Below are 9,012 nucleotides of genomic sequence, written 5' to 3'. Positions count from 1 at the left end.
ACTAATTTTGACCATCTCTGCGGCAGAGGCGGTGAAGCTTAAGCTGACACCGACAGCAAGACCCAAGAAAGCCCCCGTGATAGAGTTGTGTTTCATTTTTCCTCCTGTTGCATAAGGGCAATTGAGGCTGCAGCCGTTTATGTGGCTATCTTTTGGTGCCTAGGCTTTCGCCATATGCCCTCTTTTGCCGAAATCTTATGCTGGGAACGATACACACTTGGGATCAACAGCGATATTCGGGATATCCCTAACGCGGCTGCTGGTTTCCTCCGATGGCAAGATATATAATGCTATTTATATTGATAAATAGGCCCAAGCGGCCGAGGAATAGAGGCGCAATCATTGGGAAAAAAAATGGCAAATAGCCGTCAAACAGGCTTTTTTCTCTATGTCGCCTATGGCGTTGTGATGGCTTGCATGGCGGCTTTGCTGTACCAGAGTTTTAACCACTGGGAAGTCAGTCAGGCCGCACGCCAAACCGACCTGGAGTTGGAAGAAAAGGTCCGCACCGCCTTTGATATGCGGGACGCCATTCGCAAGCGTAGCTTTATTTTTGCTTACATCACCGTCCTTGACGACTTTTTTGATCGCGATACGCAACGTCAGCTATCCTGGGAAGCGGCGAACGATTTCGTGCGCGCACGCGCACGCCTGGAAGAGTTGGGCACAGACGAACGCGAGCTTGAATACCTCAAGCTCATGACGGAACAGATTCGCAACTCTCAGCCGGACACCGAACGGACCATGAATCTGGCCGTTGAAGGTGTCCGCGGGCCCGAAATGGAAGAGGCAATCTTGGTATCTCGACAAGAGCAGGCAAAATTGCTCAACATATTGGACGGCTTTGTCGAGCACCTGGATTTTAATGCCCATCAAATACGTGCGGCACAAGTTATTTATCTTGCCGCCATTCGACGCGACATGATGATTTTGGGTGGGGCCATGTTTTTGGTCAGCTTAACCATCGGCTTGGCCGTTACGAGGCGTGAAGCCGACATTCGCAAGCGTTTGCTGCGCGAAGTTGATGAACGCACTTTGGCGGAAAACCAGGTGCGCGAGCTGAACCGGACCTTGGAAGTGCGCGTTGAAAAACGCACAGCGGAAAGAACCATGTTGGCGGCGGACCATGAAATTGTCGCGGCCATTCTCAATGCGTCCCTGGCGCCGCTGCCGCTTGAAGAATTTCTGGATGAAGCGTTGCGCTTGGTTTTGAAGCGCCAAAATCTGGAGCTTTTGGGTATGGGGGCGATCTTCTTGGTGGATGAGGCTTCGCCGCAAAAACTGAAGTTGGTTGCCGAGCGAAACTTAGCACACGAACTGCAGACACTGTGCGCGAACCTGGACCTAGGGCAATGCCTGTGCGGGCGGGCGGCTTTGGGGGAGACCATCATCAAAACCTGCCTGGACCATGATCACGAAGTGATGTTCAACGGTATTTTGGAGCACGGTCATATGTGTGTGCCCATCAGCCACGCAGAGCAGGTCTTGGGCGTTTTGAACCTTTATATTCCTCACGGTCACCATCCCTCTCAACACGAACAGCGCCTGGTCGAAACCGTCGCCGATACCTTGGCAGGCGTGATTTGGCGCAAGCGCACAGAGGATATGGCGCGCACACGCCAAGATACCTTGGCCCATGTGTCCAGGGTCAACACCATGGGTGAGCTGACCGCAAACTTAGCCCACGAAATCAATCAACCGCTCGCGGCAATCTCGAATTACGCGACGGGAAGCATTCGCCGGTTGCAAGCCAACACCTTGGACGATGACAGCATGCGCGATGTGTTGAACAAGATCGCGACCCAGTCCGAGCGCGCCGGCGAAGTGATGCGCCGCATCCGGTCCTTCGTGCGCAAGGGTGAAGTTTTGTTGGAGCCGTTATCTTTGGAACAAATCGTCGAAGAGACACTGTTGTTGACGGCGTTTGAGGCCAAGCGCTTGGGTATTGAAATTCGATCCGAATGCGCGCCGGGTGTCCCGCCGATTTTTGCAGACAAAGTGCAGATCGAACAGGTGCTGCTCAATATCATCAACAATGCCATGGATGAGCTGAAAACAAAGCCCAAGGACACGCGCCTGATCGTTGTGACGACATCTCTACCGTCTCAGGGTGAGGCGCTGTGTAGCATTTGGGACAATGGTGAAGGCTTGCCCTCAGATGAAATCGAGCATGTGTTCGAGCCGTTCTATTCCACAAAATCCGATGGCATGGGCATGGGCTTGGCCATCAGCCATTCCATTATTGAGGCGTGCGGCGGGCGTTTGTGGGTAGACCCCGATTTTTCTGAAGGCACGCGGTTTAATTTTTCATTGCCGATTAAGACGGAGACCAGTGATAATCATGTCGACAGTTGAACGAGAGACTTCGCCTATGTTCCACGAAGACACAACCGTATACATCGTTGATGATGACCAAGCCGTGCGCGATTCACTGAGCTGGTTGATCTCGTCCATTGGGCTGAACGTCGAGACGTTTGAGACCGCGCAACACTTCCTCGATAATTACAATCAGCAGCGTCCTGGGTGTGTGTTGGTGGACGTGCGCATGCCCGGCATGAGTGGGCTTGAACTGCAAAAACACATCTCCCAGGAAAACCAATGCCTGCCCGTGATTATAGTGACAGGGCACGGCGATGTGAAAATGGCCGTCAATGCCATGAAGCAAGGCGCATTTGACTTCATTGAAAAGCCCTATAACGACCAAGTGATGCTGGATCTTTTGCAGACCGCGCTTGCGGAATGTGAGCGCCGCCGGAGTGCAAAAATGGAACATCAAGAGGTTCAAGACCTCTACGACAACTTGACTGCGCGCGAACGCGAGGTCATGGAGATGATCGTTGCAGGCAATACCAACAAACAAATAGCCTATGGCCTCAGCATCAGCGAAAAAACGGTCGAGGCGCACCGGGCGAAGGTTATGGATAAGCTCCAGGCCCGCTCGTTGGCAGATTTAATCCGTAAATCCGTGGTGCTGTCCGCCAGCCCGTCCGAGCCGGGCTAACGCACCGATTTTGTGCCAAACAAGGCCAAGCCTTGGGCGCGGATATCGTCGCGCATGCTCTCAGATATGATCAAAGTCGGGAGTGAGAGCTTGACGGGTTTGGAGTGACGCTTAATAACCTGCATCGCTTCAAGCTTGGTGTAGCGCGCACGTGTGAGAAACTTCCCGCCACCGCCTTCGACCCGCCATGCGTCTTTTTGGCGCACAGCGTGGAGCCATGGGCTTTGGGTGTTGAAGACGTGTGGTGAGACGCGCACGCCCCAGTGTTTTGCGAGCGCATTGGCGGCTTTGATCAAAGTTTTGTCGTACAGACGCACCAGCGGGCTTAAGGGCTTGTCGTAGCGCATTTCATGCACGCGTCCATCGGCCCAAGCCAGTCCATCCAGCCCTTCTTCAACCACATGCAACACCATCAACTTCAACGCCAACGTGGGCCATTCGTTTTTAAAGGGGGCTTGGGGGATGCCGCGGGTTTGTTTGCGGGCTAACGCTTGGTGCCAATCGCTTTGCAGTTCTTCGATGAACAAGACGCGTTTGCCGTCTTCCGTCTCGCGGACCTTGGTGCGAATGTGCATCAAGACATTGCGCTCCAGATAATGTTGCGTGAAGTGGGTTGGTGTGTAGTCCGGAAGAGTCACAAGCCATTCACGGTATCGCTCACCGCCTTGCAAGGTCATGTAGTCATAGGGGGCACGATTGACGAGGTCGCACTTCGCCCGGTTGTTGCGCAGCGCATGTCGGCGTGCGGCTTCAACGGCGGCGTGTTGGTCGCTAAAGGTCGTGCCGTTGTCAGGGACGCCTCCCGTAATGGCTTGCCCATAGGGGCCTAGCACAAACCAGGTTTGTGTGCTGGCGCGTCCCCCGGGCCAAATGACACCGACTTTATAGGACGGTTCAGAACTGGACAGACGCACGACGCCAATATCTTCGTCCTCCACATTCAGTCCGGCGAGTTGGAGCTCATAGCCCTTTTTCTTTTGAACGATTTCTCGCAATGGCAGCGTGCAGCCTTGGGCGCAGACGATTTCATGGCTCAGTTCGGGGCGTAGGGTGGTGAAGTCCATGGCGTCGGTGATCACAGTTTTGTCGATGGTTTTGTGATCTTCTAAGCCTTCGAGAAAACCCAAGATCCCAGACCAATTGAGTTCGGCCTGACTGACCCCGTCTTTACAGAGATTGAGTAGGGTTTGCCGCCAGTGTTTGGGCTTTGCACGGGGGAGGTTCAGCTGTTCGGTCCGCAGGCGCAGATAGCTGTACAGGCGTGCAGCATAATCGAAGCGTTTGACGCGCGGAAGTTCATCTTCGGCCAAGACGCGGCGGCGTGCGTGTTCGATGATGCGCACTTGGTTGGGCTCACGCACCCAATCCAAAAAAAATTTTCGGTCTTGTGCGGCCCATTTCCCAAGCCAGCGGTTGTCACTTAAGGTGTGGCCGGAAAATTTAAGGCGCCGTTCCGTGCTGCCTTTGTGATGCGTGTGCTCGACCAAAACATCCACCAAGCCATAAAGGTGTGCATGTGGACTGCTTTGTTTGATGCGCAGGCCGTCATGCACCGCGTGATAGCGGGCACGTTCGGCCATGATGTCTACAAAACGTCCACTGGGCAAAACCGGCATCATTCTTCCTTTTGTGGAAAATCGATCACTTGGTGGCTGTCGTCACCGTCCTTGAGTTCAGTATCTAATAAGTCGTCCATGAGCTCTAAAACCTGTTTGATAATCATGCCAGCATGGGCATGGAAGTAAGCCAACTCACAAACGATGGGTTCATGCAGTGCGCGCCCGGCATCGATCTCGAAGTCTGACCAAGCGGCCACCGGCAAGTCATTGAGCGCACAGTCCACGATCACCCACGCATCACCCAACACAATCAGATCTAAGGTTCTGAGGCCCGGAAGCGATAAGCGAAGTCCGTCGGGCTTTCGTATTAAGGCCCGCTGAACAATGTTGTAATGCGGGGCCTGGATTTGGGCTGGGCCCCGGGAATAGGCGGGCACTTCGAGATGGCGGGTGTACATAGAGGCTCCTAATCGTCTCCCACCAGTTCGTTCGCGCCGTCCCAACCCGCAGCCTTGGCCTTGTCTATGGCTTCGGTTTGAATGCGCAGGAAATTTTCGAGAATGTCATCGGGGAGGTTTGAAACCAAAAACCCGTACTTTTCCCACTCAGTATCGACCTTGCGCCACAAGTCCTCAATTCCGCCCGCGAGCCAGCCTTGACAGGTCTCAGTTTCAGGGATGATGCCAAATGCCCAAGCGTCGCGAATGATTTTGGCTGTGTCGGTCATACCACCGTTGATTTCGTTGTCGATCCCCACGTAGCTTTTGGGTTCCATGGCTTCTCTCCTTAACGTGTGAGGCTGGCGAACAGCGTCGGCAGCTTTTCAGGCAAGCGGTCGACGTGATCGACGACGGTGTAGTTGTTAATGCCGAAGATGCGTTTGACATATGTGTCGGCATTGGGGTCCAGGGTCAGACAATAGGTCATCACACCTTTGGAATACAATTCTTCGACCGCCTTTTTGGTGTCATGGCGCAGGTGCTGGGGATCGCGCTCGTCAATATCTGCGGGTTCACCGTCCGTCACCAACAACAACAGCTTGCGCCGTTCGGGCTGTTTCAAAAGATGCTGTCCTGCATGACGCATGGCCGCGCCCATACGGGTGGACAGGCCGCCCTTCATGCCGTCCAAACGGGCTTTGACATCGTCGTCGAACTTTTGTTTGAAGTCCTTGAAGCGATAATAATGCACGTCGTGACGTCCATCGGAGGCAAAACCGTGGACGGAGAACGGATCGCCGATGCCGTTGATGGCGGTGGAGACCAAAGTGGCGGCTTCGCGGGTGAGCTCCAACACGGTTTTGTCCGATCCATCCATTTTTTCGTTGGTGGATTCGGACAAGTCCAACAGCACCGTTACCGCCAAGTCGCGGTTTTTGATGACATTGCGCATGGTGATGCGCGGGTTGGGTTGTTCACCCATGCGAATGCTGACCATGGCGTCTACGGCGGCGTTGATGTCAACTTCGTCTCCGTCTTCCATGTTGCGTTCCCGCTGCACGCCTTCGGGAGACAGCATGTCGATGATCTTTTTGATTTTGTGCGCGACGGGTTTGTATTCAAGTAAGATGCGGTCCACGTCCTCGGCATCACCTTTGGTTGGGCGACGTTCATAGACTGTGGCCCAATCGGGACGGTAGAGCTGCACCTGATAGTCCCATTCTTGGTAGTGAAACGGGTCAGAGATCGGCTCTTTCCCCCACCAGTCGTTAAAGCTTTCAGTGGCTTCACCCGCGTCTTCGTAGGGCATGAATTCGGTCGGGCACACCCAGATTTCCTGGGCATCATCACCGGCCAGTTCGCAGTCCACTTCGTTGGCCATTTCAACGGCGGTGACGTATTTGCGCACTTGGCGTTGAGAGGCGGGGATGTACTCGGTCCCGTGTTCATCCCAATTAAACTCTTCGAATTCCCAAACGAAGCGGTTGTCGTCGCGGTACGGAATGCGAATGGATTCCAAGATGCGTAGGCTGGGCACGTCTTTGCGTTCGGCAAATACATGGAACAACGCCATGCCCAAATCCCACGAAAACTGATTGTCGTTTTGGCGGTTTTCAATGTTGTCGTGGAATTGCGCTAGCAAGCGATCCAACTGTTCATCGCCCATAGCCCGGGTTTGATTGTTCAAGGCGAGGGCAAAGTGTTCTAGCACGGCGACGGTGTCGTGCTCGATGGGACGGTCAAATTCCAAGCTGAGCAAACGGCCCCAAAGTTTCTTCAAACCCGGGAAGTCTTGCACCGCTTGGTATTCCACCCGTGCGTCTTCGATCAAGCCGATGAAAAAGATCTGTGCGGGGCTCAAGGCCTCGGCAGAAATCGGGGCTTGGGTGTAGTTGATGTGGGCGGCCAAGTGTGCGGCTTGGGCGCGATAAAGCTCCAGTCCGGAAATATCGCCAATGCCGTCAACGGCGTCGGGCAGGTGCATCACGTGATGTTCGACGTAAGGCTTAAAACCTTCGTGATCGGCGGCGGTGGGGCGCAGGAAAAAGTCCCGTCCCCACAGGGCGCGCAGATAGAAGTTTAGCTTGCGTTGGGTATCAATAAACAACGTGCCGCGCCGTTCTTTTTGCAAAACTTTGAGGCTGTCAGCACTTTCTAAATTGAAATACTTCACCAAGTTTTGCAGATCGCGACGATACGCTTCTGCGCCGAAGTTGGCCCAGCGTTTCAGTCCCGACAAGGTTAGTTTGGACAGGAGTTCGTCCACATTGCCCAACATGGGCCGCAGGCCGCGTGATGCCTTGGCCGATAGTTGGTGGATCAACGTTAAGTACCCGCGCAACAGTTCCGGGTCGCCCAAACGCCGTGCCGCTGTGGGCAGACTGGAAAACAGCAGCGCGATGACTTCGCCGGACGTCATGGACGACAGCTTCATGGCGGCTTCGATGCAATCGCGGATGATGTCTTCGCCGCATTCTTGTACAACGGCGGGCATTTCTTCCAGATAGGTTAAAACCACATCGTGGCCCCGCCCCAAGTTACATAGGCCCTTGGCCCCTTCCATATAATCTTGCAAACCTGCGGGCGACATCACCCGGGCGGCTTCGTGGAAGGTGGCTTCCAAGTTGGCGAGCGCGTCAGGTCCGGCTTGTGCCAAGCACGCTTTGTAGTCTTCGAGATCGACGGTCATGTCCGTACCTCACGTCTAGACGTTTCCTCAATCAACGAAGAAGGTCGCGACAGCCGCGTCCAGCGTTTCGCGCATGTCAGGGTCGTCGGTGAGCGGCGTCACCAGCGTCATCTTGCAAGCGGCTAGGGGATCGACACCTTCGGCGATCATTTGACCGGCATAGACCAATAGACGGGTGGAGATGCCTTCGTCCAAGCCGTGGCCTTTCAGGTTGCGCGTGCGGTGTGCGATCTGCACCAGTTTGTTTGCGATCTCGCCATCGCAGCCGGTTTCTTTCGACACGATCTCGGCTTCCAACTCGGCTTCGGGATAGTCGAAGTCCAACGCACCAAAACGCTGCTTGGTGGATTGTTTGAGATCCTTCATCAGGCTCTGGTAGCCGGGGTTGTACGAAATCACCAATTGGAAGTCTTCGTGGGCTTCGATTAGCTCGCCCTTTTTATCCAAGGGAAGCGTGCGGCGGTGATCGGTCAGGGGGTGGATGACGACGGTGGTGTCTTGGCGGGCCTCGACCACTTCGTCCAGATAACAGATGGCACCAATGCGTGCAGCGGTGGCCAACGGCCCATCTTGCCATTTGGTGCCGTCTTTATCCAACAAGAAACGCCCCACCAGATCGGATGCGGTCATGTCTTCGTTACACGCCACCGTAATCAACGGGCGACCCAGTTTGTAGGCCATGTATTCCACAAAGCGCGATTTTCCGCATCCCGTCGGGCCCTTGAGCATCACCGGCATGCGGCGCGCATAGGCGGCTTGGTAAAGGTCTTCTTCTTGCCCGACGGTTTTGTAGAAGGGCTCTTTTTTAACTTCGTACTGTTTTGAAATACTGTTCATCGGACCTGTCCCTATTTAATAATTTTTATGTTTTCATAGTTGGCAAAAAAGCCCCTGGCCGGGTGCAGACCAGGGGCTTCTTCTGCGGTTTTGAAGACCCTGGTCTTAGACGGGTTTGCCGCGATAGACGACCATTTCGGTCCCCTTGGACTGTGCGTAGTTATCGAAACCGATTAGACGCACGTGGTTGTTCGGGTGCGCCTTGTGGCACGCTTCGGCTTCGGCCAGGATGCGGTCCACATCGGTTTCGCCGAACAGCGGCAGTTTCCACATGTACCAGAAGTTGCTCATGGCATTTTCCGGTTCGGTGTGTTCCACAGCCGGGTTCCAGCCTTTGGATACGATGTATTCCACTTGGCGGCGGATTTGATCGGCATCCATGGTCGGCAGGTAGGAGAAGGTTTCAAATTTGCGTGAGTCGGTATCGCTCAAGCTCGATTTGTAATCTTGCATATCACTCATTGTTTTATTCCTTCATGAGTTACG

General features: G+C 54.3%; 8 protein-coding genes. 2 read left to right on the top strand and 6 right to left on the bottom strand.

Annotated features, from left to right (window positions below; genetic code table 11):
• Positions 1-354: 354 nt before the first annotated feature.
• Positions 355-2,355 (top strand): sensor histidine kinase, encoded by a 2,001-nt coding sequence (locus V5T82_RS12350; protein ID WP_332895951.1) that lies wholly within the window; start codon positions 355-357, stop codon positions 2,353-2,355.
• Positions 2,342-3,001: a response regulator transcription factor gene (locus tag V5T82_RS12345; protein ID WP_332895950.1), complete on the top strand. Its 660-nt coding sequence runs from the start codon at positions 2,342-2,344 to the stop codon at positions 2,999-3,001. Before V5T82_RS12350 ends, V5T82_RS12345 begins: the two co-directional genes overlap by 14 nt.
• Here the strand turns inward: V5T82_RS12345 and V5T82_RS12340 are convergent.
• From V5T82_RS12340 to V5T82_RS12315, 6 genes are all read right to left on the bottom strand, one after another.
• The gene (locus V5T82_RS12340) at positions 2,998-4,620 is read right to left on the bottom strand and encodes a hypothetical protein (protein ID WP_332895949.1); all 1,623 of its coding nucleotides are present in this window, start codon (positions 4,618-4,620) and stop codon (positions 2,998-3,000) included. The genes V5T82_RS12345 and V5T82_RS12340 overlap by 4 nt on opposite strands.
• Entirely contained in the window at positions 4,617-5,018 is a 402-nt protein-coding gene (locus tag V5T82_RS12335; RefSeq protein ID WP_332895948.1) for a hypothetical protein, read from the bottom strand. The genes V5T82_RS12340 and V5T82_RS12335 overlap by 4 nt, the downstream gene beginning before the upstream one ends.
• Before the next feature lie 8 nt (positions 5,019-5,026).
• The gene (locus V5T82_RS12330) at positions 5,027-5,335 is read right to left on the bottom strand and encodes a hypothetical protein (RefSeq protein ID WP_332895947.1); all 309 of its coding nucleotides are present in this window, start codon (positions 5,333-5,335) and stop codon (positions 5,027-5,029) included.
• Between the two features lie 11 nt (positions 5,336-5,346).
• A complete protein-coding gene (locus V5T82_RS12325) occupies positions 5,347-7,689 on the bottom strand; it encodes a nitric oxide reductase activation protein NorD (RefSeq protein WP_332895946.1) in 2,343 nt (780 codons plus the stop codon).
• A 27-nt stretch (positions 7,690-7,716) separates the two neighbouring features.
• Positions 7,717-8,526 carry a CbbQ/NirQ/NorQ/GpvN family protein gene (locus V5T82_RS12320; protein ID WP_332895945.1) on the bottom strand — a complete coding sequence of 270 codons (810 nt, stop codon included), beginning with the start codon at positions 8,524-8,526 and terminating at the stop codon, positions 7,717-7,719.
• 105 nt (positions 8,527-8,631) lie between these two features.
• The gene (locus tag V5T82_RS12315; RefSeq protein ID WP_332895944.1) at positions 8,632-8,988 is read right to left on the bottom strand and encodes a ribulose bisphosphate carboxylase small subunit; all 357 of its coding nucleotides are present in this window, start codon (positions 8,986-8,988) and stop codon (positions 8,632-8,634) included.
• Positions 8,989-9,012 lie beyond the last annotated feature (24 nt).

The organism is Magnetovibrio sp. PR-2 (genome assembly GCF_036689815.1).
GTDB lineage: Bacteria > Pseudomonadota > Alphaproteobacteria > Rhodospirillales > Magnetovibrionaceae > Magnetovibrio.
The sequence above is the reverse complement of the archived record's forward strand: the minus strand, read 5'-3'. Positions and strand labels throughout refer to the sequence as shown.